Here is a 26,627-nt window from a genome sequence, read left to right as displayed (position 1 = left end):
TCGAAGTCGTCTTTTTTTAAAAATTGATTTTATGTTATGTTTCGGGACGATCCCGCAGTACTCGAATACTTTTTCATTATCATAGATCGAAAACACGTCCTGTACATGGATCTCTTCAATTTTACTTAGTACTAGGTTCTCGATTCCAATGCTGGAAAATGTGCAAACACCGCTTCCACATTCTGTGAGTCTCTCCCTTGCTTAAAGTAAACATGGTATCCATTGGGTATTTCTTAGCTGAGAACTATTGGGGAAAAGCATTGCCACCGAATCTGTCAGTATGGTGATAGAGTTTTTATTTCATAAAGTCAATGTAAACAGAATACAGGCTGAAGTCATGCCTGAAAATAGTGCTTCAAAAAACGTCCTCTTCAAAAACATATTTATAAAGGAAGGCGTCATCAGACAAGCTTCCTATTGGTCTGGCAAAGGAGTCGTTGATTTAGAAATCTACGGCATTCTAAAGAACGAGTTCATGTAAATATTTATTCAAAAGGGGGAATCATCCGTATTGAATCTCCAGACATTCCATATTATAGTAATTGTAAGAGTTAGTTATTTAACTAACTGATTCATAAGGAGGATCGCCATGGCAAAACCAAATGTCGTTTCAAAAGAGACACTCATTGAATCAGCCAAGAAATGCATCTCAGAAAACGGTATAGAAAAACTGACGTTAAAATCTGTTGCAGAACAAGCCAATGTCAGCCAAGGAACGGTTTATTATCATTTCCGCACGAAAGAAAACCTCATGCTGGAGGTAGTTCGCCACGTGTGCGGCAGCTCTTGGGCGAACGTAAAAAACAGCCGCCTTTCGTCAATCGAAAAGCTGAGAGAAGCACTGTTGTCCGCAAAATCTCGAACGAAAGATAGTGCTGATTTCCACCGGCTATTTTTAACGCTGACCGTATCAGGATTTCAAAATGAACGAATCAAAGAACAGCTAAGTCATCTCTTACAATCCGAAAATCAACTTCTGACAGAAGAGCTCACTCGATTGTGGGGCACATCTCCAATTGACGGCGTTTCCTTAACAACATGGGGGATCATGCTGAATGCTTTAATTGACGGGCTTGCTATTCAGTCTCTCGTCTCTGATGATTTTTCAACCGAAGATGTCTATCAAGAGCTCGAATGGATGCTGGTGAAGCTGACTGAAAAAATGATGTAACACGAAAGGAGATCAAACATGTTTACCCATCAATTAAGACTTGTCCTTACGTTTTCATTTCTAGTTTGGTTAGGTGCCACATTATTTTTTGTTCTGTTCGGAGACGCTGTGTTGACTGATCCGGCTGAAGAAGCCTTTTTGCCGAACTTTCTTCTCTTGGAAGCGGGCACCGCTCTTGTTTTATGCCTTGTATTCTTTCTCTATCAAAAACTCGACCGATCACAGTACGCGGTGATCAAACTCGGTATATGGGGGTCAGTGGTCGGTTTATTGATTGATACGCTTTCCCTTTGGAATCATCCTATCATCTTCCCGGCTCTATCAAAGGGCCAAGTCATTGCGTTTGCGATATGGATGGTCTGCGCCTACGGCATGTATTTGCTCATTCCGCTGATATTATCACATAAAAAATGATCCAGTTTTAATTTTCAGACTTTTCTTGTCAGGGAATGATTATAGAACTCGCCTAATAGGATGTTACAAAGATGTGAAGGAGGAAACGACGTGAATTTTGAGCTGACAAAAGAACAACAAATGGTGCGTGAAATGGTAAAAGATTTTGCGAAAAAAGAAATTGCTCCTCACGCTGAACATGTAGATCAAACGGGCGAGTTCCCGATCCAAACATTTAAAAAAATGGGTGAACTCGGACTGATGGGTATTCCATTTCCAGAAGAGTACGGCGGATCTGGCGGTGATACGATTTCATATGCCTTAGCGGTTGAAGAAGTGGGCAAAGCTTGCGGCAGTACTGGATTAAGCTACGCTGCAGCGGTCTCATTAGGCGCCAGCCCTCTTTATTACTTTGGAACAGAAGAACAAAAACGGACGCATTTGACGCCGCTGGCTTCGGGCACAGCACTCGGATCATTCGGCCTGACGGAACCAAATGCCGGCTCAGATGCGGGAGGCACTCAAACAAAAGCGATTTCAAATGGTGACGAATATGTAATCAACGGCGAAAAGTGCTGGATCACAAATGCAAGCTACGCACGCACAGTTATTGTGACCGCGGTAACAGGCAAAAACAAAGACGGAAAAAACATCATCTCCGCATTGATTGTGCCGACTGACACACAAGGACTTACGATTACGAGCCCCTACGATAAAATGGGCGTACGCGGTTCGAATACAGCAGAAATTTTGCTTGAGGATGTAAGAGTGCCTGCAGGCAACTTACTCGGCGATCCAACAAAAGGATTTAAACAATTTCTATATACGCTGGACGGCGGGCGAATCTCCATTGCTGCTCTTGCGGTTGGCATTGCCCAGGCGGCACTTGACGCATCATTGGCATATGCGAAAGAAAGGAAGCAATTTGGACAGCCGATTTCTTCCTTTCAAGCGATTCAATTTAAGCTTGCTGACATGGCGATGGAAATTGATCTGGCACGGCAAATGGTGTTAAAAGCCGCCTGGCTGAAAGACCATAACCGCCCGTTTACAAAAGAAGCGGCGTACGCCAAGCTGTTCGCATCTGAAATGGCGACTAGAGCTTGCAATCAAGCCATTCAAATCCATGGAGGTTCAGGATATATGAAAGAGTACGGGGTGGAACGGATGCTGCGGGATGCAAAATTAATGGAAATCGGTGAAGGCACATCTGAAATTCAGCGTCTCGTGATCGCCAGACAGCTTTTAAAATGAAAATGTAAACGCTTTCTAATTATTAAGAAAGGAGGAACAATCAATGGCTGAACTCATCCATTCCACAATTGGCAGGCTGCTGGAACAAACAGCTGAAGCGCATGCCGATCGAGACGCGGTTGTTTATCCAGACCGAAATATCCGCTATACTTACGCCCAATTTGACAGTCTGTGCCGCCAAACCGCTAAAGGTCTCATGCGGATGGGGATTGGAAAAGGAGACCACGTCGCCATATGGGCTTCTAATATCCCTGAATGGCTTGCCGTCCAGTTCGCAACTGCGAAGATCGGAGCCGTGCTCGTAACCGTCAATACCAATTATCAAGCACACGAGCTTGATTACTTGTTAAAGCAATCGGATGCCGCGGCACTTATCATCATGGATTCATACAGAGGCACTTCTTATCCAGACATCGTGAACAGTTTAATACCAGAACTGCAAGAAGCAAAGCCCGGCCAACTGAAATCTGAACGATATCCCTTTTTAAAAACGCTGATCTATATTGGCAATAAACGATTGCCTGGCTTGTATCATTGGGACGATATAAAGATATTGGCGAAAACAGTGACAGATGCTGAGCTGAAAGCAAGAATGAACGGCCTGGATAAAGACGATGTGATTAACATGCAATACACATCAGGAACAACAGGGTTTCCTAAAGGCGTGATGCTGACCCATTTTAATGTCATCAATAACGCTGCCAATATCGCTGAATGTATGGCTTTATCCTCTCAAGACCGCATGTGCATCCCGGTTCCGTTTTTTCACTGCTTCGGATGCGTGCTCGGGGTTTTGGCATGTGTGTCCGTCGGGGCAGCCATGATACCTGTTCCAGAATTTGATCCCGTTACCGTCCTTAAAACGGTAGAAAAAGAGAAATGCACAGCGCTGCATGGTGTGCCTACCATGTTTATCGCCGAGCTGCATCATCCGGATTTTGATGCATATGATCTATCAACGCTCCGAACAGGCATCATGGCCGGCTCTCCCTGTCCAAGTGAAGTAATGAAAGCTGTGATTGAAAGGATGGGCATGAAAGACATTACGATCGCCTATGGACAAACAGAAGCCTCACCGGTCATTACGCAAACGAGGGCAAATGATTCCTTCATAAGAAGAGTCGAAACAACCGGCCGAGCCCTGCCACATACTGAAGTAAAAATTGTAGAGCCCGGGACATGCCAAGAAGTTCAAAGAGGCGTGCAGGGAGAGCTATGCACCCGCGGCTATCACGTCATGAAAGGCTATTATAAAGACAAAGAAGCGACCAGAAAAGCAATCAATCATGACGGATGGCTATTTACAGGAGATCTTGCTGTCATGGATGAAGACCGGTACTGCCGTATCACCGGAAGATTAAAAGATATGCTCATCAGAGGTGGCGAGAACATTTATCCGCGGGAAATTGAAGAATTTTTATACCGGCATCCCGCTGTTTTAGATGTACAGGTCGTTGGAGTGCCTGACGCCAAATTCGGGGAGGAGGCTGCAGCCTGGATTAAACTAAAAGACGGTAAAAGCGTTTCATCTGATGAGCTTAAAGCCTATTGCAAAGGAAAAATCGCCCGCCACAAAATTCCGCGTTATGTGATTTTTACAGACGACTATCCCATGACAGCTTCAGGCAAAATTCAAAAATATAAACTGCGAGAAAAAACCATTGAAATGTTCAACTTATCATCAACTCAATGAGGTGAAATCATGTTTACAAAAGTACTGATCGCCAACCGCGGAGAAATTGCAATGAGAATTATCCGAACGTGCAGCCGTCTAGGCATCAAAACAGTCGCGGTTTATTCAGAAGCAGACAAGGAAGCGCCCCATACAAAAGCCGCAACAGAGGCTTATTTGATCGGGGAATCAAGAGTCAATGAAAGTTATTTAAATATAGAGAGAATCATAGAGACGGCAAAAAAAGCAAATGCCGACGCGATCCACCCGGGATATGGATTGTTATCAGAAAACAGCCGATTTGCTGAACGCTGTAAGCAAGAGAACATCGTGTTTATCGGACCTTCACCCGATATCATTGCAAAGATGGGCAGCAAAATTGAAGCGCGCAAAGCAATGGAGGCTGCGGGTGTCCCTGTGGTACCCGGCGTTTCAGAACCCCTCGAAGACATAGAGGCAGCCTGCCGCACTGCTAGTCAAATCGGATATCCTGTCATGCTGAAAGCTTCAGCGGGCGGAGGCGGCATCGGAATGCAGCTTGTTGAAAATGAAGAAGCATTAAAAAAAGCGTATGAGGGGAACAAAAAGCGCGCGGCAGATTTTTTCGGTGACGGGTCAATGTATATAGAAAAAGTCATTGAACATGCACGCCATATCGAAGTTCAGCTTTTAGCCGATCAACACGGCCATACAGTACATCTGTTTGAACGCGATTGCTCAGTTCAGAGACGCCACCAAAAAGTCATTGAAGAAGCGCCGTCTCCATTTGTAGACGATGAACTAAGAATGAGGATTGGGCAAACGGCAGTAAAAGCAGCAAAGGCGATTGGCTATACGAACGCAGGCACCATCGAATTTATAGTTGACCAAAAGCAAAATTTTTATTTCCTCGAAATGAATACGAGACTGCAAGTTGAACACCCCGTGACTGAAGAAATAACAGGCCTTGACTTAGTTGAGCAGCAGCTGCGAATTGCTGCGGGCCATACACTCACATTCTCTCAAAAAGACATCAAACGAAACGGGCATGCGATAGAGGTTAGAATATACGCGGAAGACCCCAAGACCTTCTACCCGTCACCAGGCACGATCACTGCGTTGTCACTCCCAGACCATAAAGGAGTCAGACACGAATGTGCGGTAGCAAAAGACAGCATTGTTACCCCTTTTTATGACCCGATGATCGCTAAGATGATCGTCAAAGGCCAGTCCAGAACAGAAGCAATTGAAAAACTGGAGACAGCGCTTCGCGACTACCGTGTAGAAGGAATCAAAACAAATCTTCCGCTTCTCATACAGGCTGCGGCATCAAAGACATTTAAAGAAGGGGATATTACGACTGACTTTTTGAAACAACACCTATAAAGGAGGCAGTTGTTATGACAGTTAGCATACAAATGGCAGGAAACCTGTGGAAAGTCCACGTCAAAGCCGGCGACAAAATTGAAAAAGGCCAGGAGGTTGCCATTTTGGAATCGATGAAAATGGAAATCCCGATCGTTGCAGATAGAAGCGGAATCGTAAAAGAAGTCAAAAAAAATGAAGGCGACTTTGTAAATGAAGGCGACGTACTGCTCGAACTAAGCGATTCCACTCAATAATTTGGAGGAAGACCATGTCATATCCTAAAAAAGTGACAATCAAAGAAGTCGGCCCGCGTGACGGTTTACAAAACGAGTCCATATGGATCGAAACAAAAGATAAAATAACCTGGATCAACCAGCTTTCCCGGACAGGGCTTTCGTATATTGAAATCACATCCTTCGTTCATCCGAAATGGATTCCGGCGCTTCGAGATGCTATTGATGTGGCAAAAGGCATCGACCGTGAAAAAGGGGTGACGTACGCGGCACTTGTCCCTAATCAAAAAGGACTGGAGAATGCGCTTGAAGGAGGCATTAACGAAGCTTGCGTTTTTATGTCCGCCAGCGAAACGCACAACAGAAAAAACATCAATAAATCCACTTCTGAAACTCTTCGTGTACTCAAACAAGTAAACAATGACGCAAAAAAAGCAAACCTCACAACAAGAGCATACCTCTCGACTGTTTTCGGCTGTCCATACGAAAAAGATGTCCCCGTTGAACAAGTTATTCGCCTTACTGACGCTCTATTAGAATTCGGAATTTCTGAACTGTCACTTGGAGATACGATTGGAGCGGCTAATCCCGCCCAGGTTGAAACTGTACTTGAAGCTCTATTGACACGATTCCCCGCGAATCAAATCGCCCTGCATTTTCATGATACGCGAGGAACGGCACTCGCCAACATAGTCACAGCGCTCCAAATGGGCATCACGGTGTTCGACGGCTCGGCAGGCGGGCTTGGTGGATGTCCATATGCGCCAGGTTCATCAGGAAACGCTGCAACTGAGGATATCGTGTACATGCTAGAACAGATGGGCATCAAAACAAATGTAAAGCTCGAAAAACTGCTATCTGCAGCCAAATGGATTGAAGAAAAAATGGGCAAACAGCTGCCGAGCCGAAATTTACAAGTATTTAAATCATCTTGATAAAAGAGAGGACGCATACAATGGGAGAATCTATTCTTTTCACTGTTAAAAATGAACATATTGCGTTGATCACCTTAAACAGGCCTCAATCGGCAAATGCTCTTTCAGCAGAAATGCTTAGAAACCTGCAAATGAGTCTTCAGGAAATTGAATTCAACTCAAACATTCGCTGCGTCATCCTCACAGGCACCGGCGAAAAAGCGTTTTGTGCGGGGGCAGACCTGAAAGAACGAATAAAGCTAAAAGAAGATCAGGTTCTGGAAAGTGTATCTCTCATTCAAAGAACGGCGGCTTTACTTGATGCCTTGCCGCAGCCAATCATAGCCGCGATAAACGGCAGCGCATTAGGAGGCGGGCTAGAATTGGCATTGGCATGCGATCTTCGAATTGCATCTGAATCAGCTGTGCTGGGACTCCCAGAAACAGGGTTAGCCATTATCCCAGGCGCTGGAGGGACCCAAAGACTGCCCCGGCTGATTGGCAGAGGAAAAGCCAAAGAATTAATTTATACCGGCAGACGCGTAACCGCTCATGAAGCAAAAGAGATAGGCCTTGTAGAGCATGTCACGGCTCCTTGTGACCTTATGCCAAAAGCAGAGGAACTGGCTGCAGCCATTTCTGCCAACGGGCCGATCGCTGTCCGTCAAGCTAAATTCGCGATCAATAAAGGATTGGAGACAGATCTCGCTACAGGTCTTGCGATTGAACAAAAGGCGTATGAACATACCATTCCTTCAAAAGACAGGAGAGAAGGACTTCAGGCGTTTCAAGAAAAAAGACGGGCCGTATATAAGGGAATATAAAAGGGAGGCAATGCTCATGGATTATGAAAATGAAAGAACAGAATTGGCCGAACGAATCCGAAATGGCGGAGCCGAAAAGTATCACCAAAGCAATCGAGAAAAAGGCAAGCTCTTTGTCAGAGAGCGGCTCTCGCTTCTCTTTGACGATGGCATTGAGCTAGAAGACGCTTTTTTTGCGGAATGCATGTCAGACGGCCTTCCCGCTGACGGAGTGGTGACGGCGATCGGCAAAATCGGCGGCCAAACCGTTTGCGTCATGGCAAATGATTCAACAGTAAAAGCGGGCTCCTGGGGAGCTAAAACCGTTGAAAAAATCATCAGAATTCAAGAAACTGCCGAAAAACTAAACGTTCCGCTCATTTATTTAGTCGATTCAGCAGGCGCCAGAATCACCGATCAAATCAATGTCTTTCCAGGGAGACGCGGAGCAGGAAGAATTTTTTATAATCAAGTCAAATTATCGGGACGCATTCCGCAAATCTGTTTGCTTTTCGGACCGTCTGCGGCAGGAGGCGCTTATATTCCGGCCTTCTGTGATATCGTCATTATGGTAGACGGTAACGCCTCCATGTATTTAGGCTCGCCAAGGATGGCGGAAATGGTCATTGGCGAAAAAGTGTCTCTCGAAGAAATGGGCGGCGCTCGTATGCATTGCTCAATCTCCGGCTGCGGAGATATTCTTGCAGAAACTGAAGAAGAAGCCATACATCTGGCGCGGGCTTATTTGTCTTACTTTCCGGCAAATTTTCAAGAAAAGGCGCCCATTCATGAGGAATGCCCGCCAAAACACTTCGACATCCCGCTTGCCGACGTCATTCCGCAAAACCAAAACGCACCTTTTGATATGCATGAGCTGATTGAGCGGATCATTGATGAAGGGTCATTTTTTGAGATCAAAGCCCTATTTGCACCAGAATTAGTAACAGGCTTAGCACGGATCGAGGGACAGCCTGTCGGCATTGTTGCAAACCAGCCGAAGGTTAAAGGCGGCGTCTTATTCCACGATTCAGCAGACAAAGCGGCTAAGTTCATTACCTTATGTGACGCGTTTCATATCCCGTTGCTGTTCTTAGCGGATATCCCTGGTTTTATGATTGGCACAAAAGTGGAACAGGCGGGGATTATCAGACACGGAGCGAAAATGATTTCTGCGATGTCGGAGGCAACTGTTCCAAAGCTCTCTGTCATTGTCCGAAAAGCGTACGGAGCGGGGTTGTACGCAATGGCAGGGCCTGCCTTTGAACCGGATTGCTGCCTAGCGCTCCCAACCGCCCAAATCGCCGTCATGGGCCCTGAAGCCGCTGTAAACGCTGTCTACGCTAAAAAAATCGCCGAACTGCCAAAAGAAGAGAGAGCCGCATTTATCAACAACAAACGGCAGGAATACAAAGAGGACATCAATATCTACCGACTGGCTTCAGAAATGATCATTGATGCTGTTATCCCAGCCAATTCGCTGCGTGATGAGCTGGCCAAACGGCTGAAGGCGTACATGACAAAGGAAATGACATTTACCAATCGAAAGCATCCGGTTTATCCGGTGTAAAAAAGCAAGAACTTAGGAGCGCCAAAAGCGCTCTTTTATATATTCACAATAATAATTTTATGTAAACTAATTGCCTTTGCATAAAACACTTTGTTTTTTAGAATAGTAATAAAGGCTGCCGCACCTCTAGCGGCAATTGTCAGTTTATCATAAAAAGGGGCCTACATTATGTATCATTTATATTCACATAACGACTTGGACGGAGTAGGGTGCGGAATCGTAGCAAAATTGGCATTCGGAAAAGACGTTGAGGTCCGGTATAACTCTGTCAACAGCTTAAACGCACAGGTGCAGTACTTTTTAGAAAAAATGAAGGAGAGCAACAGACAAGATGCATTATTCATCACCGATCTCGCCGTCAATGAAGAAAACGAACAGAGATTGAATGATTATGTTCATGCAGGGGGCAATGTGAAGCTTATTGACCATCATAAAACAGCCCTTCATTTAAATGAGCATGAATGGGGATTTGTCCAGGTGGAATACGATGATGGAAGGCTCACATCCGCAACATCGCTTTTATATGGCTATCTCGTTGAAAATGGCTTCATGAAACCGACAAATGCCTTAGACCAATTCACAGAGCTCGTCCGCCAATACGATACATGGGAGTGGGAGCGGTACGATCAAAAACAGGCGAAGCGGCTTAATGATCTTTTCTTTTTGCTGTCAATTGATGAATTTGAGACAAAAATGATTCAGCGCCTATCCTCGCACGACGAATTTTTCTTCGATGATTTTGAAGAAAAGCTGCTTGATTTAGAAGACGAAAAAATTGAGCGTTACCTCCGCAGAAAGAAAAGGGAAATGGTACAAACCTTTGTTCACGAACACTGTGTAGGCATTGTGCACGCTGAATCGTACCATTCAGAACTGGGAAACAGGCTAGGGAAAGATAATCCGCACCTCGATTACATTGCGATTTTGAGCATGGGGTCCAAACGAGTCAGCCTGCGCACCATTCATGATTACATTGATGTGTCAGAAATCGCCGGCCGATATGGCGGCGGAGGGCATGCAAAAGCGTCTGGCTGTTCAATAACCGATGAAGTATACGAGTTGTTTGTAGCTGAAGCTTTCCGTATTGATCCTGTACGGCCGGATGCCTTCCGTAACATCTATAATCTAAAGGGATCTGCGAATGGATCATTATATGAAAATCGCGCACAAATGAGATTTTTTCTTTTCCCTTTAGACAACGAATGGAATATTCAAATTAACGGAGAAACCCAAGACGAAACATTCGCAGCGTTTGAAGAAGCAGAATGGTTTATTAAGAGAAATTATGCCGCATCGCTCGTGCGGGATGAAGTGTTTGTCGCATTTTTAGCCGAGAATCTGAAGCTGGCAAATCAGCATCGCAAGTAAAAAAATATGCATAGGGGAGCGTCAGTCACCCCTATGCATATCCGCTAGCTATCGTTTGAATATGGCTGTACGTTTCTTAATCACAAAATAAAGGGCTATCACGACAACAGCCAATATCATAATCGGTGTTGTATAAGTGCCCGCTATATTCTCAACATCATCCCACTGGCTTCCTAGCTGTATGCCTAAATAAACAAACAGAATAGACCATGGAATGATAGCAAGCACAGTCAGTACCACAAACTTAAGAAAAGGCATTCTGGCAATACCTGCTGGAATGGATATCGCATGTCTGACAACCGGTATAAAACGAGCCGAGAAGACAACCCCGGCGCCGTACTTTTGAAACCAGTTTTCCGACATGTCGATATGATGCTTTTTAATCAATAAATACTTCCCGTATTTGTCCAAAAATGGCCTGCCTCCATAGCGGCCGATCCAGTAAATAAAGATCTGGGCAATGGTACCCCCGATAACACCCGCAATAATTGCGCCAATAAATCCAATCGTGCCTTCCGATACCATATAGCCGCCATAAGCTAATACAATCTCACTCGGAATGATTTCAATCATTAACCCAATTGCGATACCCGCATATCCCATGTTCGTCAGCCATGTTAAAATTTCGCTTATCAAACTGCCCACATTCTTCACAACCTGTCCTAATCTTTTTCACTATTATATGACTGATTGACGAGCAAGATGGTTACAATTTTTTTACCGCAGCATTTCTTTCGTTTCCCGTTTGATCACACCTTCTAAATAGGTCATAAGCTGAGATCTCATTTCGGGACGCATTAAGCCGATTTCAGTGCTCGCTTTAAAACAGCCCAGCTTATCGCCAATGTCATATCGATTTCCTTCCAGCAGCCGGGCATGGATCGGCTGCTTACGGCAAACCTCGCGAAGCGCATCTGTAAGCTGAATTTCGTTTCCCGCGCCTCTGCCAATTGAATTCAAAACGGGGGAGATCGAAGAATTCAGCACATAACGGCCCATCACGGCGATTTCCGAAGGTGCTTCTGCAGGAGATGGCTTTTCCACCAAATCGTTCACTTCGTATATATGCCTATGAGACCCTGATGTATTTATAATACCATATTTGCTGACATCCTCAGGGAGAACTTGCTGTACTCCGACAACCTCTGTGCCATAAGCGTCATATACATCTATTAATTGCCGAAGAGCCGGTGTTTCAGACACCATAATATCATCACCTAAGAGAACGGCAAAAGGCTCATCTCCTATAAAATGCTCCGCACACAGTACCGCATGGCCTAATCCGAGCGGTTCTTTCTGGCGGATGTAATGAATGTTGGCCAAATCGGAGATCTGCTGCATTTCTTTAAGTGTCTCCGTCTTGCCTTTTTCCCGCAGATTGAATTCCAATTCCGCAGACCGGTCAAAATGATCTTCAATCGAGCGTTTGTTTCTCCCTGTAATGATCAGGATATCTTCAATTCCTGACTCTGCGGCCTCTTCTACAATGTATTGGATTGCTGGTTTGTCGACGATTGGGAGCATTTCTTTTGGCTGCGCCTTTGGCGTCGGCAGAAATCTCGTTCCTTAACCTGCTGCGGGAATGACCGCTTTTCTCACTTTTTTTCTCATTCATCTTCACTCCTGGTCCTGTATGTTTTTCAGCGTATCTCCAAATACCCAAATTCGGTTTCCGATAAAATTTATCATCATTCCGCCGACAGTGGCGGCGAGTTTACTCACCAAAAGCGAACAGCCGCAGTTTTGAAACAAATAAAGCAGCAAAAAGGTGATCCCTGACGCAGCAATATTAATCATGAGAAAGCGAACGATTTCTTTCCCGTCAGCCTTGTGTTCTACACAAAACGTCCACCTCCGGTTCCACACATAGCTGTAGATAACACCTGCAGAATAGGAGCAGATCTGCGCCGTCAGATAAGGGACATGACAAGCAGTAAGGAGAAAGAAGACACCAAAGTCTATCAGCGTATTGCCGACGCCTACGGTGCAAAAGCGGCCTAATGTCTTTATTTTTTCTTTCAGCATAACGGCACCGACCTCCCTTCATAAAAGATGCGGATAGCTGTCATATTTGTTTGATATGGATTACTTTAACGGACAGTGTTGAATAAACAATTAATAAAATATGAACAAAACATGAAAAAGCGGGTGTACCGCTCTCTTTAAAAAACAGCTGCATGAACGGCTGATTTTTAGTGCCTGAAAACTCTCTTTACATAAGGGTGAGAAAATATGACGTGTTTCGAAGGGGAAGAGGGCGGAATAATAACGAAATGTCTTACAAATAAGAGAACAATGTAAACAGGAATCAGCAGACAAAGCAGCCGGAATTCAATAGATTGAGAAGTATCGAGCCATGATTTCCTATCAGCAGAGATGTCTATTATGTCAATGGCTCTAAAACAACGAGATTCGAGGGAACGGGAAGAAGAAGAGTCGGTAACAGCCGGCTATGTTAGCCCCATCTTATCAATGTATAAATGTATCCAGTTCCTTTGTAGCATCGAACACGAATTCCTCCAAAAGTATCCTATACACAATTTTTTTAATGATGTAGGATGTTAGATAAAGGGATATTTTGGATAAAAATGCATCTCCATTCAATGGGATTAGAGGGGGCTCATGAACATTCCGCCATTTTATTTTCTGGACAATGGTCGCTAGGAATGAGGAAAATTTTCTAGATTGATCTTGAAGAAACAGGGGGTGCGATCTTCATGACCTGTTGTTATCAAATTCCAAAATCCTTCCATTTTAAGGAAAAAGGAGGATATTAAGTTATGAGGAAAAAGTGTAGCGTATGGTTATGGATTCTAGTTTTATTATTGAGCTGCTTATCTGAGAAGTCTGCGTATGCTGCCACCAGTACTACAATTGCAAAACATATAGGGAATTCAAACCCGCTTATCGACCATCATTTGGGAGCAGATCCGATTGCGCTGACCTATAACGGAAGAGTCTACATTTATATGTCAAGTGATGACTATGAATATAGTAGCAACGGAACGATTAAGGATAATTCATTTGCCAATTTGAATAGAGTATTCGTCATTTCTTCAGCGGATATGGTGAACTGGACAGACCACGGAGCCATTCCAGTAGCAGGTGCCAATGGAGCTAATGGAGGCCGTGGAATTGCAAAATGGGCAGGTGCGTCATGGGCACCGTCAATCGCAGTTAAAAAAATTAATGGCAAGGATAAATTCTTCCTTTATTTCGCAAACAGCGGCGGAGGTATCGGGGTTCTCACCGCAGATAGCCCGATTGGTCCATGGACCGACCCAATCGGAAAACCGCTCGTAACGCCAAGTACGCCAGGAATGTCTGGTGTTGTATGGCTTTTTGATCCGGCAGTATTTGTAGATGATGACGGCACCGGTTACCTGTATGCCGGGGGAGGCGTTCCTGGCGGCTCAAATCCAACGCAGGGACAATGGGCCAATCCTAAAACGGCAAGAGTCATAAAATTGGGGTCAGATATGACGAGTGTTGAGGGAAGTGCATCTACAATTGATGCGCCTTTCATGTTTGAAGATTCGGGATTGCACAAGTATAACGGAACATATTACTATTCCTATTGCATCAATTTCGGCGGCACGCACCCGGCCGATAAACCCCCGGGTGAGATCGGCTACATGACCAGTTCAAATCCCATGGGTCCCTTTACATATAGAGGGCACTTCCTGAAAAATCCGGGTGCATTTTTCGGAGGTGGCGGCAACAACCATCATGCTGTTTTCAATTTTAAAAACGAGTGGTATGCAGTGTACCATGCTCAAACTGTCAGTTCCGCTTTGTTCGGGGCTGGCAAAGGATACCGTTCTCCCCATATTAATAAGCTGGTGCATAATGCAGATGGATCTATTCAAGAGGTAGCGGCAAATTATGCAGGTGTAACACAACTTTCCAATTTAAACCCATATAACCGGGTAGAAGCTGAAACGTTTGCTTGGAATGGACGCATTTTGACAGAGAAATCCACAGCACCCGGCGGGCCAGTAAATAATCAGCATGTAACAAGCATTCAACATGGAGACTGGATTGCTGTAGGAAATGCAGACTTCGGAGCGGGCGGCGCCAGGTCATTTAAAGCAAATGTAGCATCCACTTTAGGCGGGAAAATAGAAGTGCGCCTCGACAGTGCAGACGGTAAGCTTGTTGGAACTCTGAATGTGCCTTCAACAGGCGGAGCGCAAACCTGGAGAGAAATAGAAACTGCAGTAAGCGGGGCAACCGGTGTGCACAAAGTATTCTTTGTATTTACCGGAACAGGTACAGGAAACTTGTTTAATTTTGATTACTGGCAGTTTACGCAAAGATAGGACTCGTAATGGGACCGCTTAAAAACGAGGCGGGTGAAGTACGGGCCATCACCGGAACAGCCCGCGATTATGGATATGCCATGCAGATTCTTTAATACTGTAAAAGACACATTACGAAGGAGAGGAATAAATGATTCCACGCATAAAAAAAACAATTTGTGTACTATTAGTATGTTTCACTATGCTGTCAGTCATGTTAGGACCAGGCGCTACTGAAGTTTTGGCAGCCAGTGATGTAACAGTTAATGTATCTGCAGAGAAACAAGTGATTCGCGGTTTTGGAGGGATGAACCATCCAGCTTGGGCTGGGGATCTTACAGCAGCTCAAAGAGAAACCGCTTTTGGCAATGGACAGAATCAGTTAGGCTTTTCAATTTTAAGGATTCATGTAGATGAAAATCGAAATAATTGGTATAAAGAGGTGGAGACTGCCAAGAGTGCGGTCAAACATGGAGCAATCGTTTTTGCTTCTCCCTGGAATCCTCCAAGTGATATGGTTGAGACCTTTAATCGGAATGGTGACACATCGGCTAAACGGCTGAAATACGATAAGTACGCCGCATATGCGCAGCATCTTAACGATTTTGTTACCTTCATGAAAAATAATGGTGTGAATCTTTACGCGATTTCGGTCCAAAATGAGCCTGATTACGCTCACGAGTGGACGTGGTGGACGCCGCAAGAAATACTCCGCTTTATGAGAGAAAACGCCGGTTCGATCAATGCCCGCGTCATTGCGCCTGAGTCATTTCAATACTTGAAGAATTTGTCGGACCCGATTTTGAACGATCCGCAGGCTCTTGGCAATATGGATATTCTAGGAACTCACCTGTACGGCACTCAGGTCAGTCAATTCCCTTATCCTCTTTTCAAACAAAAAGGAGCAGGGAAGGACCTTTGGATGACGGAAGTATACTATCCGAACAGTGATAACAACTCGGCGGATCGATGGCCCGAGGCATTGGATGTTTCACAACATATTCATAATTCGATGGTAGAGGGAGATTTTCAAGCTTATGTATGGTGGTACATCCGAAGATCATATGGTCCTATGAAAGAAGATGGTACGATCAGTAAACGCGGTTACAATATGGCTCATTTCTCGAAGTTTGTGCGTCCCGGCTATGTAAGGATTGATGCAACGAAAAATCCGAATGCGAACGTTTACGTGTCAGCCTATAAAGGTGACAACAAGGTCGTTATTGTTGCCATTAACAAAAGCAACACAGGGGTCAACCAAAACTTTGTTTTGCAGAATGGATCTGCTTCAAACGTATCTAGATGGATCACGAGCAGCAGCAGCAATCTACAACCTGGAACGAATCTCAATGTAACGGGCAATCATTTTTGGGCTCATCTTCCAGCTCAAAGCGTGACTACATTTGTCGCAAATCGTTAAGGGCACTAAGGCAAAGAGTGCCGATCAAGTGCTCATTTTCAATAGAATGTTTGAATTTAAGCGATTTTCTGATCAGAAAATCGCTTTTTTGTGTCGTGCGTCATTTTGAAGCTCCATTGAAAAGATCGTTGCATTAAATCCAAACAGAGAAGATACTAAATTAGAGGGAGATGTGTAACGACACAATTATATGGTCAAAAAAACCCTAAATTATAGGGTTTTTTTTATTTTTGGTAACAGAATTCTGTCACTAAAAATGACATAATTATATTACCATGATGTGCGATTGACAGAATTATATGTCCATGATAAACGATAATGTCACATTACTTAAAATTTGACTTGCACGATCGATTTTATTGCAATATAACATGTCAAGGAGAGATATTTAATAACTAAAGAAAAACAGTATATATAAGGTAACTCCTAGAGATAAATAACTTGTTTTTAAACGATTAAGCGTTAAAAAACAAAACCAAATCTTAATTTAGTCGTGTTCTATTAGTATCACAATTGGGAGTAGGCTTAGAATTTTATTAGTTTTATTTAGTAAGCCTTATACCATACTTAGATTTTCAGCAAAGTTGCCTCTTAATCTTCTGGCGATTAATATTCCTGCAGGTGGAACTTTTGGCCAAAACATTTGTTATGTTTATAATCCATAAATTCTTAGTACTCTCACCCCTAACCCCACATTTAAGAACCCAAGTTTTTTACTCATTTTTTCAGTGATTAAATCTACTACTAATGATTTTTCTCTTTTTATACAAATTTTCAACAAATTTATTGTCTATACTTCTGAATATCAAAAAAAGGAGTGAGCAAAATGACTTGGTTACAGATTTTACTTTTTCTTGCATGTCCTTTGATGATGCTGTTTTGTATGAAGGGTATGTTTAGTGGCCATAAAGATAAAAATACAAAAACGGATCAACAGCTAACTTCGCCTAAGGAATTACAAACTCTTCAAAAGAAAATGGCTGAATTGATCGAACAAAATCACAAGCTTACGAAGGAAAAAGAATCTTTAAAAGATAAGAGCCCTGAAGCAATCAGAAGAAATGTCAAAGAACTAAAGAGAATCCATGTAAAGAAGACCATACATCCTAAATGATGGGCGATCTTCTTGCAATAATTGTAGTGATTATTTCCAATAAGTTTGGTGCCTATTTCTAAAAGAATTTGAAAGGAGTTGGTGATAATGATGAACGGAATGATGAATGGTGCTTCTATGATGGGAATGTGTATGATGATGTTCCTTAGTTTCTTGCTTTTAATCCTGATCACTGCTGTAGCCGTTTATGTGGTTGTTCGTTTCTTAATGAGAAATAGCAGAGTAACAGACCGTCCGCTAATGTTATTAAAAGAGAGTTATGCCAAGGGTGAAATAAGTGAAGGACAGTATGAACAAAGACGGAAAGTATTAACCAAAAAGTAAATAAATACTCTCTTATTCAAGGCATTTCCCATAGCAATTCGTTAACAGTAGCATTCGAATTATTCGAATGCTACTGTTTTTCGTAAAGTGTACCTTAATCACGGTATAACTAAATTTTATTTTTCCCTTCAAAAATCCTACAAATTTTCTTGTTAGCATATTACAAGAGCGAAGTGAAAGGAGGTACATCATGAGAGTTGTTTTGTTTGAAATAGGAAACTTTTCCGTACGGTCTTATGGGCTTGTTATAGTGCTTGCCATTTTACTTGGAATGGGTGTTACCTATTACTTATCAAAAGAAACGAAATATCAAAAACATGTGATTGATATAACGCTTTATTCCATCCTTGGTGCTATCATTGGTGCTCGAATATGGCATGTATTCTTTTTCCAATGGGGATATTACAGTCAGCACTTAGACCAGATTTTCTCTATATGGAACGGAGGCATTTCAATACAAGGGGCCCTTGTAGGTGGTTTTTTTACAGTAGCCATTTATTCTTGGCGTAAGAAGTTAAACTTTTGGGAATTAGCCGATGTTTTTGCCCCGGGAATTATCTTTGGACAGGCGATAGGCAGAATCGCCTGTCTGTTAAATGGAGACGCATTTGGCTCTCCTACAGGATCGAATTTTGGTTTAGTTTATCCTAAAGGAACAGTGGCTTATGACACATACGGTTCACTACCACTCTGGCCAGCAGAAGTATGGGAAAGTCAATGGGATTTCATTGTGTTTGGTCTCATATTAATTTTTAAAAATAGAACATGGCCGAAAGGATTTCTTTTCTTAGTTTATAACATTCTTTATGCACTCGGTCGTTTTATGTTGGAATTCTTACGGGGAGACTCGGCTCGATATTTATTTGATTTTACTGCAGGTCAATGGACGAGCCTCATTGTCATTCCTCTCTCCATTATATTAATGGGGGTGCTCTACAGAAAATCATGTAGTCAAACAAATAAATAAAGAGTTTGTACGCAGAATAGACCAAGTGACGCAGAACCCTCTTGGTCTATTTTGGAAAACTATAGCATTAAAAGGGGTCCTACCAACAAAACGCGGAAAACATACGCTAAGCCAATTTCTGGATGAAAAAAAGCCGATTTCCTTTAAGGAATATCGGCTTGATATTATAAAAGATGGTTATCCTGCACAACAAGATAATTTGGATACATCTTTATCAAACGTAAGGGCAGCCAGCTTCAGTCCTTCTGCCATTGTCAAATAGGGAGCAAGGGTTTCGCGAAGATCTTCTACTGTTAAACCGAATTTAACAGCTAATGTCGCCGCATAAATCACATCTCCTGCGTTTTCTGAGACAATATGAACCCCTAATACTTTCATTGTGTTAGCGTCCACCACTAATTTAAAAACACCTGTCGTTTCCCGATTAACGAGGGCTCTTGGTACGGCATCTAACGGCAAGACGGATGTTTTAACTTCATAGCCTTTTTCTTTTGCCTGTTGCTCCGTTAAACCAACAGTTGCAATCGCTGGAGCTGTAAAGGTAACCCCTGGAACCACTTCTAAATTCAGCTTTTTATTCAGTCCCCCGACAGCATTTCCTGCCGCAACGCCACCTTGATAAGCTGCCACATATACAAATTGAGGACCAAGCGTGACATCTCCTGATGTATAGATGCGTAAATTCGTTGTTTTTGAATACTCATCGATTACGATTTCACCACTTGGGCCTACTTCAACGCCTGCTTCCTGTAAATTCAAGGTTGCCGTATTTGGTGTTCTTCCTGTGGCAACCAGTAATTGATCTGCCTCAATGATTCGCTTCTTGCCATTGACCTCAACATGGACCTTTTTAATGTCTCCATCTTGTTCGATTCTTTCAAAGGTTGCTCCCGTCACTAAGTTGACCCCTTGTTCTGTCATAGACAAGCGTCATAACAATGATTACATATCTTCATACAAGCTAAACATTCATCGATACAGGCTTGAAATTGTTCGTGTGACATTACTATTCCTCCTTTTTATATGCTAACCTTGTCCTTTGTTTTTAAACCATAATTTTGGCACTTTCTTATTGGGAATGATTTTTGGTGCTATTATTAGCAGTATTTGAAGTACGAACAGTTGGTACAAACAAAGTACCGAAAATGAACGTTAAGGGAGTTTTATTCTTCGACTTATAATGCTTTCATAATTTAATAATAAGACAAATGAAAAAATGATCTTCTGTTGAGGAGATCTGTTTAACGGTCCCATCTAATAAAGTATACATAAATACTGAACGAGGTTTTTTCATGTACAGAATCGAAAAAGCTCTCACAAAACTAAAAGAAACTAGTAGAGATTTGATTAAAGAGCAATTAGAAGTCCTTCTCGTTAGGAAGGTTATAAAATGTATCAAATTGAACAAGTTTAGGACAGATTTAAGTTTTTTTGAGAGTAAAATAGGAAAAAGTTCAAATAATAAAATCATCACTAATGAAAATGGAGATGAATGATATGTCAGATACAAATCAAATGCCTCGGGAAGAAGGAATAGATCATAGCTTGAGCCTTATGAGAGAAGGATATATGTACATTTTGAACAGACGTCATAGTTTTAACTCTAATGTTTTTGAGACCCGATTACTTGGAAAGAAAGCGATCTGCATGGTAGGCAAGGAAGCTGCGAAAGTTTTTTATGACACTGAGAAATTCAAAAGGAAAGATGCAGCACCGAACCGGGCGGTTCAAACATTGTTCGGGAAGAATGGTGTTCAGGCGTTGGATGGACAAGATCACAAACATCGGAAGGAAATGTTTATGTCCATCATGTCTCCTGTGGGACTTCAAAGTCTAACAGACATTACAAAAAAACAATGGAAGACAGCACTAAATAAATGGGAACAGATGGATGAAGTTATTCTTTATGAAGAAGTAAAAGAAGTCCTCTGCAGAACAGCCTGCCAGTGGGCAGGCGTCCCGTTGGAAGAAAACGATGTTAAGGCAATGACAAAAGACTTGGCGGCGATGTTCGAGTCTCCGGCTACAATTGGCCCAAACCATTGGCTAGGGAGAAATGCACGGAATAAAGTAGAAAATTGGATTGGTGAGTTGGTTGATAAGGTGCGTAATGGGGAAATAAATCCTCCAGAAGATACAGCTTTACATAGATTTGCCTGGCATCGCGATTTAGAAGGGAATCTTCTGGATACTGAGACTGCTGCTGTGGAAGTGATCAATATCTTAAGACCTATTGTGGCGATCGCTATATTCATCAATTTCACTGCGCTGGCAGTGCATCATTATCCGGAAGAAAGGGAGAAACTTGAATCCCGTGATGAAAAATATACTCAGATGTTTGTACAGGAAGTTCGCCGTTTTTATCCGTTTTTTCCGTTTGTTGTAGCATTGGTAAAAAAAGGTTTTACTTGGAACGGATATGAATTTGAAGAAGGTACATTAACTTTACTTGATCTTTATGGCACAAATCATGACCCTAAGATTTGGGGAAATCCTGATGTGTTCAGTCCAGATCGGTTTGCCAAATGGGATGGCAGTCCTTTTGGCTTTATTCCGCAGGGTGGTGGTGATTATTTTATGGGCCATCGCTGTGCTGGAGAATGGGTCACCATCGAAGTCATGAAAGTAAGTCTTGATTATCTAGCCAACCAAATGGAATATAAAGTTCCTAACCAAGATTTAAGTTACAGCATGGTAAACATACCAAGTATTCCCCATAGCAAAGTAGTGCTAAAGAATGTTAAACGAAAGTTATAATTACAGAAAATTAGTTTATTAAGTTCGCAAGCTAAATGAAAAAAACTGATGACTTAATCATCGGAAATCGGTTTTATAAGTAGATCCCCAATATTAATGAAGAGATGAAAAAGCAAGGCCCGGGTTTCTCTAACAAAGAGAGCAATCGGGCTTTTTTATGGTGAAAAACTTTGAATATTTTTAAAATGCATCCTGACGATATTCCCTCTAGTGTATCCAACATAAAAAGGAAATTAAATTCAGTTATAAGAATAATTAATTACTGCAAACTAAAGAAAACCTTTTATGTAAATTACATTCAAACATATACTTGACTATTTGGTTATGTTCACATACAATAATATTCAAATGAATATTTGATTGATAAGAGGTGGTAAATTTGCAAAATGATGCATGTGAAGTTACGTGTATAGATGAAGAAAAAGTCAAAAGAGGTAAAAAAGAACTAATCCAACAAAATCCTTTGGAAGTAGCCAAAGTTTTTAAAGCTTTATCGGATGATACTAGGATTAAGATTGCGTATGCTCTTTCTTTGGAAGATGAATTGTGTGTATGTGATGTAGCGAATATTGTTGGTGCTACAACTGCCACAACATCTCATCATTTGAGGTTACTTAAAAATCTTGGGTTAGCTAAATATCGAAAAGAAGGTAAATTAGTCTACTATTCATTAGATGATGATCATGTAAAGCAACTAATACAGGTTGCATTTGCACATCAGAAGGAGGTTGTTAAAATTGTCTGAAGCAAAAGCATTAGAGACTGAAAAAAATGTGTACCGTGTTCAGGGGTTTACCTGCGCAAATTGTGCAGGTAAGTTTGAAAATAATGTTAAAAAACTTCCAGGAGTTGAGGATGCAAAAGTAAATTTTGGTGCATCTAAGATATCTGTTTATGGAGATGCAACGATTGAAGAACTAGAAAAAGCCGGTGCATTCGAGAATCTTAAAGTGACTACTGAAAAATCTGTTCGTCAAGCTTCACAAGAGGTAAAAGAAGAAACGAATGAAGAAAAGGTTCCTTTCTATAAAAAACATAGTACTTTACTCTATTCAGCCTTGTTTCTTGTCTTTGGTTACCTTTCCGCAAAGGTAAATGGGGATGAGAACATTGTAACTGCATTATTATTTGTAGCATCCATGGTTATTGGAGGGTTGTCACTTTTTAAAGTCGGTTTGAAAAATTTACTACGCTTTGAATTTGACATGAAAACCCTTATGACAGTAGCTGTTATAGGTGGTGCCATTATTGGAGAATGGGCTGAAGTTGCCATTGTTGTTATTCTCTTTGCAATCAGTGAAGCACTTGAGCGATTCTCTATGGATAGAGCAAGACAATCGATTCGTTCATTAATGGATATCGCGCCCAAAGAGGCACTCGTTAGACGTAATGGACAAGAAATAATGATTCATGTTGATGATATTGCTGTTGGTGATATCATGATTGTAAAACCTGGTGAAAAGATCGCGATGGATGGTGTAGTCGTAAGTGGCTACTCTGCCGTCAATCAAGCAGCTATTACAGGCGAATCAGTCCCTGTTGAGAAAACGGTTGATGATGAAGTATTTGCAGGTACCTTAAATGAAGAAGGATTACTTGAAGTAAAAATAACGAAACTTGTAGAAGATACAACGATTTCTAAAATTATTCATCTTGTAGAGGAAGCACAAGGAGAACGTGCTCCTTCGCAAGCATTTGTCGATAAATTCGCGAAATATTACACACCAATTATTATGATCATTGCAGCATTAGTTGCTGTAGTCCCTCCTTTATTCTTTGATGGCAGTTGGGAAACATGGGTTTATCAAGGATTAGCTGTTCTTGTTGTTGGTTGTCCATGTGCGTTGGTCATATCGACTCCGATTTCCATTGTTTCAGCGATTGGGAATGCTGCGAAAAAAGGTGTACTTGTAAAAGGCGGAGTGTATTTAGAAGAAACGGGTGCCTTAAAGGCCATAGCATTTGATAAAACAGGTACCTTAACAAAAGGGGTTCCAGCTGTAACTGATTATAATGTGTTTAACAATCAGATGAATGAAAAAGAATTACTATCCATCATTACTGCATTAGAGTATCGTTCTCAGCATCCACTTGCATCTGCGATTATGAAAAAAGCAGAAGAGGAGAACATTACTTATTCTGACGTACAAGTAGAGGACTTCTCTTCTATTACAGGTAAGGGTATCAAAGGTATTGTAAACGGGACGACTTATTATATCGGTAGCCCGAAACTCTTTAAGGAATTATTGACTACTGATTTTGATAAAGACTTAGAGCAAAATGTTACTACTCTTCAAAATCAAGGTAAAACAGCCATGATTATTGGAACCGAAAAAGAAATACTTGGAGTTATTGCAGTTGCTGATGAAGTTCGTGAATCAAGTAAGGAAATTATTCAAAAGTTACATCAACTTGGAATTAAAAAAACGATTATGCTTACAGGTGATAACCAAGGTACTGCGAATGCAATAGGCAGTCATGTTGGGGTATCTGATATTCGAGCTGATCTAATGCCTGAAGACAAATTAGACTTTATTAAACAGTTAAGATCCGAGTATGGCAATGTTGCTATGGTAGGAGATGGTGTTAATGATGCACCTGCATTGGCGGCCTCAACAGTTGGTATTGCAATGGGTGGAGCTGGTACAGATACAGCCCTAGAAACGGCAGACGTCGCTCTAATGGGAGACGATTTAAGAAAACTTCCGTTCACTGTAAAACTTAGTCGAAAAGCTCTAAATATCATCAAAGCTAACATTACTTTTGCCATTGCTATTAAATTTATTGCCTTACTATTGGTTATCCCAGGCTGGTTAACACTCTGGATTGCCATCCTTTCAGATATGGGGGCAACCCTTCTGGTAGCATTAAATGGTTTGCGACTAATGAGAGTGAAAGAATAAAGGGAAAAGGGATAAAAAGGGCTTTCCAATCTGTCTGGGAAAGCCCTTTTCTAAAAATAATTTCATTAATACTATAACTTCTAAATATCCAGCCTAATTAACAATGGAAAGATTGGGTATAAGTAAAACATCGGATTTTACATTACATATAGGTATCTTCTGGAACAAAAAAGCTTACATTCTTTATAAGATCGAAGGAGGAAACTGAAATGACTGTTGAAGGAAAAAAAGATGTGGATTTGTTAGTTATCGGCGCAGGATCAGGAGGTTATGTGGCTGCCATACGTGCTGCTCAGTTGGGGAAAAAAGTGGTTTTGGTGGATAAAGCAGAATTAGGAGGGGTTTGCCTTAACCGTGGGTGTATACCTTCAAAGGCTCTTATTAGCGCTTCTGAACGAGTAAAACACATAAAACATGCCAACTCAATGGGAATAAAGGTTTCTGGTGAAGTTAAAGTAGAGATGCCAGAAGTAGTGAAGTGGAAGGACAGTATAGTAAATAAACTAACGAATGGAGTTCGGACTTTACTGAAAGGCAATGGAGTGGAAGTCATTAGTGGGGAAGCTTATCTCACTGAACCCTATGTTGCCAAAATCAAAATTGGTAACGAAGAACAATTCTTTTCATACAAAGACTTGATCCTTGCGATTGGATCATTACCTACTGAGTTAAAAAGTATGCCATTTGATAGAAAAAGAATCATCTCTTCAACTGAAGCATTGATGCTTCAAGAAGTACCAAAACATTTAGTTGTAGTAGGAGGTGGTTATATCGGTTTGGAGTTGGGAACTGCTTATGCTAAATTTGGGGCTAAAGTGACCATTCTTGAGGGATCAGATACAATTCTTCCAGGTACGGACCCTATGCTTACGGATGTAGTAAAACGTCATTTAAAGGAACTTGGAATCACAGTTATAACGAATGCTTTAGTCCAAGGCGGAGAAAATACAGGCGATGAAGTAAACGTTCATGTTCAGGTTAATGGAAAGGAAGAGATAATTAACGGGGATTATTGCTTAATTTCCATTGGAAGAAAACCGAACACAGGAAAAATCGGATTGGAAAATATCGGGGTTGAATTAGACCAACGCGGTTTTATTAAGATAAATGATAAATGTCAAACAAATGTTGAACATGTATATGCGATCGGGGACTGTGCTGGTGGTTACCTCCTTGCTCATAAAGCTAGTTATGAAGGTAAGATAGCTGCAGAGGTAATAAGTGGGCTAAAAAGCGTAATTGATTTTCAGGCAATGCCTTTTGTTATTTTTAGTGAGCCTGAAGTAGCCTATACAGGTTTAACGGAGAAGGAAGCAAAGGAAGAAGGATATGAAACGGTTTCTAGCCGTTTTCCATTCCAAGCTAACGGCAGAGCTTTATCTGTTTCGGATGCCGATGGTTTTGTACAAGTTGTGGCGGATAAAGAATCTAATCGGGTTTTAGGTGTACAAATGGTAGGGCCAGAAGTATCATCTCTTATTGCTGAAGCAGTTTTTACAATTGAGGCAGGAGCAACGGCGGAAGATCTCAGCCTTACAATTCATGCACACCCAACTTTACCTGAACCACTCATGGAAGCAGCTGAAGGCGTTATGGGACATGCTATTCATATGCTGAATAAAAAATAATTCGAATCGTTCGAGCATATTAAAAAGCATCGATGTCCTGGATGATACACTCATTGCTTATGTGGAGAACTGGTGTAACACCCTCCCCCGAAAAATCTTGGGGTATCACTCTCCCAATGATCGGTATGAACAAGAAATGAGAACGGTCTCCTAATTACATATATTGGAGTTCTGGGCTCTGTTGCATTTATTCTTGCATTTTACTAAATAAAATTCGATCAATTTAAAGATTGAATAACTTGTAAAAAAATTTGATCAAAAATCCCGTATATTGAATACAGGATTTTTTCTTGTTCCGGCAAACGGTCAAAGGTTATCCTGATATTTAGGATAACCTTTTATTTGTGTGCCCGGCATGGGTGTAATTCATATTAACCATGCTATTTCTTTTTTGTTGTTATTTCCTATCAACATTCGTCATACATAGGTGGTTATTCGTGAGATTGAAATTTGCAAATAACAAAAAAATCTTTAAGTTTGATTACCCTCTA

General features: G+C 41.8%; 23 protein-coding genes and 5 pseudogenes. 22 read left to right on the top strand and 6 right to left on the bottom strand.

What is annotated here, in order from left to right; all coding sequences use genetic code 11:
• Positions 1 to 15 precede the first annotated feature (15 nt).
• Positions 16 to 230: pseudogene (locus BLL41_RS23370) on the bottom strand (GNAT family N-acetyltransferase); the annotation flags it as partial.
• Between BLL41_RS23370 and BLL41_RS21270 the strand changes: the two are divergent.
• The 11 genes and pseudogenes from BLL41_RS21270 to nrnB all read left to right on the top strand — a co-directional run.
• Positions 204 to 481: pseudogene (locus tag BLL41_RS21270) on the top strand (GNAT family N-acetyltransferase); the annotation flags it as partial. The pseudogenes BLL41_RS23370 and BLL41_RS21270 overlap by 27 nt on opposite strands.
• A 108-nt stretch (positions 482 to 589) precedes the next feature.
• Complete coding sequence (locus BLL41_RS21265) at positions 590 to 1,171, top strand: TetR/AcrR family transcriptional regulator (protein WP_071579329.1); 582 nt, start codon at positions 590 to 592, stop codon at positions 1,169 to 1,171.
• A gap of 108 nt (positions 1,172 to 1,279) precedes the next feature.
• Positions 1,280 to 1,585, top strand: a complete 306-nt coding sequence (locus tag BLL41_RS21260) for a DUF5367 family protein (protein WP_071579333.1) — start codon at positions 1,280 to 1,282, stop codon at positions 1,583 to 1,585.
• Positions 1,586 to 1,675: 90 nt separating this feature from the next.
• The gene (locus tag BLL41_RS21255) at positions 1,676 to 2,818 is read left to right on the top strand and encodes an acyl-CoA dehydrogenase family protein (protein ID WP_071579328.1); all 1,143 of its coding nucleotides are present in this window, start codon (positions 1,676 to 1,678) and stop codon (positions 2,816 to 2,818) included.
• Positions 2,819 to 2,861: 43 nt separating this feature from the next.
• The gene (locus BLL41_RS21250; protein ID WP_071579327.1) at positions 2,862 to 4,511 is read left to right on the top strand and encodes an AMP-binding protein; all 1,650 of its coding nucleotides are present in this window, start codon (positions 2,862 to 2,864) and stop codon (positions 4,509 to 4,511) included.
• 9 nt (positions 4,512 to 4,520) lie between these two features.
• Complete coding sequence (locus BLL41_RS21245) at positions 4,521 to 5,855, top strand: acetyl-CoA carboxylase biotin carboxylase subunit (protein WP_071579326.1); 1,335 nt, start codon at positions 4,521 to 4,523, stop codon at positions 5,853 to 5,855.
• Between the two features lie 14 nt (positions 5,856 to 5,869).
• Entirely contained in the window at positions 5,870 to 6,091 is a 222-nt protein-coding gene (locus BLL41_RS21240) for an acetyl-CoA carboxylase biotin carboxyl carrier protein subunit (RefSeq protein WP_071579325.1), read from the top strand.
• Between the two features lie 14 nt (positions 6,092 to 6,105).
• The gene (gene ldeG, locus BLL41_RS21235; RefSeq protein WP_071579324.1) at positions 6,106 to 7,005 is read left to right on the top strand and encodes a hydroxymethylglutaryl-CoA lyase; all 900 of its coding nucleotides are present in this window, start codon (positions 6,106 to 6,108) and stop codon (positions 7,003 to 7,005) included.
• A gap of 20 nt (positions 7,006 to 7,025) precedes the next feature.
• Positions 7,026 to 7,808, top strand: coding sequence for an enoyl-CoA hydratase (locus tag BLL41_RS21230; protein ID WP_071579323.1), 783 nt, complete (start codon positions 7,026 to 7,028; stop codon positions 7,806 to 7,808).
• Between the two features lie 10 nt (positions 7,809 to 7,818).
• Positions 7,819 to 9,354, top strand: coding sequence for an acyl-CoA carboxylase subunit beta (locus BLL41_RS21225; RefSeq protein ID WP_083428094.1), 1,536 nt, complete (start codon positions 7,819 to 7,821; stop codon positions 9,352 to 9,354).
• 168 nt (positions 9,355 to 9,522) lie between these two features.
• A complete protein-coding gene (gene nrnB / locus BLL41_RS21220) occupies positions 9,523 to 10,722 on the top strand; it encodes an oligoribonuclease NrnB (RefSeq protein ID WP_071579321.1) in 1,200 nt (399 codons plus the stop codon).
• A 48-nt stretch (positions 10,723 to 10,770) separates the two neighbouring features.
• On the opposite strand, the gene uptA is transcribed toward nrnB, so the two are convergent.
• The 3 genes and pseudogenes from uptA to BLL41_RS21205 all read right to left on the bottom strand — a co-directional run bounded on the left by uptA (position 10,771) and on the right by BLL41_RS21205 (position 12,791).
• On the bottom strand, positions 10,771 to 11,367 hold the full coding sequence (gene uptA / locus BLL41_RS21215) for an undecaprenyl phosphate transporter UptA (RefSeq protein ID WP_003231529.1): 597 nt from the start codon (positions 11,365 to 11,367) through the stop codon (positions 10,771 to 10,773).
• 72 nt (positions 11,368 to 11,439) lie between these two features.
• The gene (gene galU / locus BLL41_RS21210; protein WP_256252467.1) at positions 11,440 to 12,276 is read right to left on the bottom strand and encodes a UTP--glucose-1-phosphate uridylyltransferase GalU; all 837 of its coding nucleotides are present in this window, start codon (positions 12,274 to 12,276) and stop codon (positions 11,440 to 11,442) included.
• Positions 12,277 to 12,339: 63 nt separating this feature from the next.
• Positions 12,340 to 12,791 (bottom strand): annotated as a pseudogene (locus BLL41_RS21205) (GtrA family protein).
• 711 nt (positions 12,792 to 13,502) lie between these two features.
• Between BLL41_RS21205 and xynD the strand changes: the two are divergent.
• From xynD to lgt, 5 genes are all read left to right on the top strand, one after another.
• The gene (xynD, locus tag BLL41_RS21200) at positions 13,503 to 15,044 is read left to right on the top strand and encodes an alpha-L-arabinofuranosidase (protein ID WP_071579319.1); all 1,542 of its coding nucleotides are present in this window, start codon (positions 13,503 to 13,505) and stop codon (positions 15,042 to 15,044) included.
• Positions 15,045 to 15,174: 130 nt separating this feature from the next.
• Complete coding sequence (gene xynC, locus BLL41_RS21195; protein ID WP_071579318.1) at positions 15,175 to 16,443, top strand: glucuronoarabinoxylan endo-1,4-beta-xylanase XynC; 1,269 nt, start codon at positions 15,175 to 15,177, stop codon at positions 16,441 to 16,443.
• A gap of 826 nt (positions 16,444 to 17,269) precedes the next feature.
• Entirely contained in the window at positions 17,270 to 17,557 is a 288-nt protein-coding gene (locus tag BLL41_RS21190; RefSeq protein ID WP_061576725.1) for a DUF2933 domain-containing protein, read from the top strand.
• A gap of 87 nt (positions 17,558 to 17,644) precedes the next feature.
• The gene (locus BLL41_RS21185) at positions 17,645 to 17,881 is read left to right on the top strand and encodes an SHOCT domain-containing protein (RefSeq protein ID WP_061576724.1); all 237 of its coding nucleotides are present in this window, start codon (positions 17,645 to 17,647) and stop codon (positions 17,879 to 17,881) included.
• Positions 17,882 to 18,071: 190 nt separating this feature from the next.
• A complete protein-coding gene (gene lgt, locus BLL41_RS21180) occupies positions 18,072 to 18,848 on the top strand; it encodes a prolipoprotein diacylglyceryl transferase (RefSeq protein WP_061576723.1) in 777 nt (258 codons plus the stop codon).
• Between the two features lie 177 nt (positions 18,849 to 19,025).
• Here the strand turns inward: lgt and BLL41_RS21175 are convergent.
• Positions 19,026 to 19,772: pseudogene (locus tag BLL41_RS21175) on the bottom strand (FAD-dependent oxidoreductase); the annotation flags it as partial.
• Entirely contained in the window at positions 19,766 to 19,852 is an 87-nt protein-coding gene (locus BLL41_RS23395; RefSeq protein ID WP_483295127.1) for a four-helix bundle copper-binding protein, read from the bottom strand. The gene BLL41_RS23395 and the pseudogene BLL41_RS21175, both read right to left, overlap by 7 nt.
• Before the next feature lie 288 nt (positions 19,853 to 20,140).
• Between BLL41_RS23395 and BLL41_RS21165 the strand changes: the two genes are divergently transcribed.
• From BLL41_RS21165 to BLL41_RS23390, 6 genes and pseudogenes are all read left to right on the top strand, one after another.
• Complete coding sequence (locus BLL41_RS21165) at positions 20,141 to 20,344, top strand: hypothetical protein (protein WP_061576722.1); 204 nt, start codon at positions 20,141 to 20,143, stop codon at positions 20,342 to 20,344.
• Between the two features lies 1 nt (position 20,345).
• Complete coding sequence (cypC, locus tag BLL41_RS21160; protein ID WP_061576721.1) at positions 20,346 to 21,605, top strand: CYP152 family fatty-acid peroxygenase CypC; 1,260 nt, start codon at positions 20,346 to 20,348, stop codon at positions 21,603 to 21,605.
• A gap of 379 nt (positions 21,606 to 21,984) precedes the next feature.
• Positions 21,985 to 22,350, top strand: a complete 366-nt coding sequence (locus tag BLL41_RS21155) for an ArsR/SmtB family transcription factor (RefSeq protein ID WP_061576720.1) — start codon at positions 21,985 to 21,987, stop codon at positions 22,348 to 22,350.
• Positions 22,343 to 24,508, top strand: coding sequence for a heavy metal translocating P-type ATPase (locus tag BLL41_RS21150; RefSeq protein WP_061576719.1), 2,166 nt, complete (start codon positions 22,343 to 22,345; stop codon positions 24,506 to 24,508). The genes BLL41_RS21155 and BLL41_RS21150 overlap by 8 nt, the downstream gene beginning before the upstream one ends.
• Before the next feature lie 209 nt (positions 24,509 to 24,717).
• On the top strand, positions 24,718 to 26,136 hold the full coding sequence (gene lpdA, locus BLL41_RS21145; protein WP_061576718.1) for a dihydrolipoyl dehydrogenase: 1,419 nt from the start codon (positions 24,718 to 24,720) through the stop codon (positions 26,134 to 26,136).
• 22 nt (positions 26,137 to 26,158) lie between these two features.
• Positions 26,159 to 26,290, top strand: a pseudogene (locus BLL41_RS23390) (IS30 family transposase); the annotation flags it as partial.
• Positions 26,291 to 26,627: the final 337 nt, after the last annotated feature.

It is taken from the genome of Bacillus sp. FMQ74 (assembly GCF_001875785.1).
Taxonomy (GTDB): Bacteria; Bacillota; Bacilli; order Bacillales; family Bacillaceae; genus Bacillus; species Bacillus stercoris.
The sequence above is the reverse complement of the archived record's forward strand: the minus strand, read 5'-3'. Positions and strand labels throughout refer to the sequence as shown.